Genomic DNA, 1,526 nt, shown 5'->3' with positions numbered 1-1,526 from the left:
GAGTCGGCGGGCGGGGTGGGGCTGGGGCTGCCGGAGGTGGTGCTGGCCTTCGAGGAGGCGGGCCGTGCGCTGCTGCCGGGGCCGCTGGTCGCGACGGAGCTGGCGGCGGGGCTTTCGGGATCTTCGGCGGCGGGTGCGGCCCAGGGCGAGACGGTGGTGACGGCGCTGGACGAGGGCGGTGCGCCGGTCGAGCATCTCGCTTCCGCCGATGTGGTGCTGGCGCTGGGACCGACGGCGGTCGAGGTGATTCCGGCGGAGGAGGTGGTGCGTTCGGCGGAGCCGATGCGCTCCGTCGACCCGGCCACCCCGCTGCACCGGACGGCCCCGAGCCGACCCCGTCTGCACCAGGCGGAACAGGCGGAACGGGCGGAACAGGCGGAACAGGCGGACCGGCCTGGCCAAGCGCACCGGACGGACCAGGCGGGGCCGGGCCGTTCGGGGCTCGCCGCCCGGCTGCGCCGCGAGGCGGCGCTGCTGACCGCGGCCCAACAGCTGGGCAGCGCCTCCCGTACGGTCGAGCTCGCGGTGGACCATGCCAAGCACCGCACCCAGTTCGGCCGACCGATCGGTGCCTTCCAGGCCGTACAGCATCTGTGCGCCCAGATGCTGGTTCGTGCCGAATCAGCCAGAAGTGTGGTGTATGCCGCGGCGGTCACAGAAGACCCGGGTGACATCGCGGCGGCCAAGTTGCTCGCCGATGAGGCCGCTGTCCACAATGCCCGCGATTGTCTGCAAGTCCATGGCGGGATGGGCTTCACCTGGGAGGCGGATGTCCATCTCCATCTCAAGCGGGCCTGGGTGCGGGCAGGTCAGTGGCAGTCCGCGGCGGCGGCGGAGGAGGAACTGGCGGCCGGGCTCGTGTCGACCGTTGAAACATGTTTGTAGCCGGGCTCGATGGATACGCCTGAATTGTTGGGATGTCGCATTCTCTGGGGAGATCCCCAGAGCTTCTGAGGTGACCGAGCGTTGATACCAGGTTGTTTCCTAGGCGTGACTCGTCACAGGGTGGAGTCGGGCCCGGGCTCGGGTACTCTCCGTGGGGTGCGAGCGCTTATGGGGTGCGAGAAGCCCGGCGTTGCCCATGGGGCGATTCCGGGCATGACGATGTGCCCCGCTCGCCCGGGGTGTGCGACGCCCCAGCCTCGATGTTCGAGTCCTCAGGACGCGTGTCGCACAGTATGCCCCACGCATACTCCTTGGCGCTGGAATATGACTGAAGCGCTTGTTGGGGTGACTGTACGTCAACCATGCTGTCGCGCACGGGGGTACCTCCCAGCGGTAGCTGGGGGAGTGTCACGGTCCGTGACCTCTAGGAGGTACAAGGCGATGTGTCTGCCGGTTCGGATGGTGTGAGCGGTGCAGGTGCTTCAGGCACAGATGGAGGTCAGGCCCGACCCGGCGGAGGTGAGTCGTGCCCGTCGATGGGCCCGTTCCCGGCTTGTCGGATCCGGTATCGGAGCCGATGAGCCACTCGCTGAGACGTTGATTCTGCTCATTTCCGAGCTCGTCACCAACGCCGTGGTGCA

1 protein-coding gene is annotated in these 1,526 nt (G+C 68.5%); it reads left to right on the top strand.

The genetic code is table 11. The features are described 5' to 3' along the window. Positions 1-885, top strand: an 885-nt coding sequence (locus tag GWI24_RS44235) for an acyl-CoA dehydrogenase family protein (protein WP_210951643.1), incomplete at its 5' end; no start/stop codon positions are given. Positions 886-1,526: the final 641 nt, after the last annotated feature.

This window comes from Streptomyces sp. MK37H (assembly GCF_018035285.1).
Lineage (GTDB): Bacteria > Actinomycetota > Actinomycetes > Streptomycetales > Streptomycetaceae > Streptomyces > Streptomyces endocoffeicus.
The sequence above is the reverse complement of the archived record's forward strand: the minus strand, read 5'-3'. Positions and strand labels throughout refer to the sequence as shown.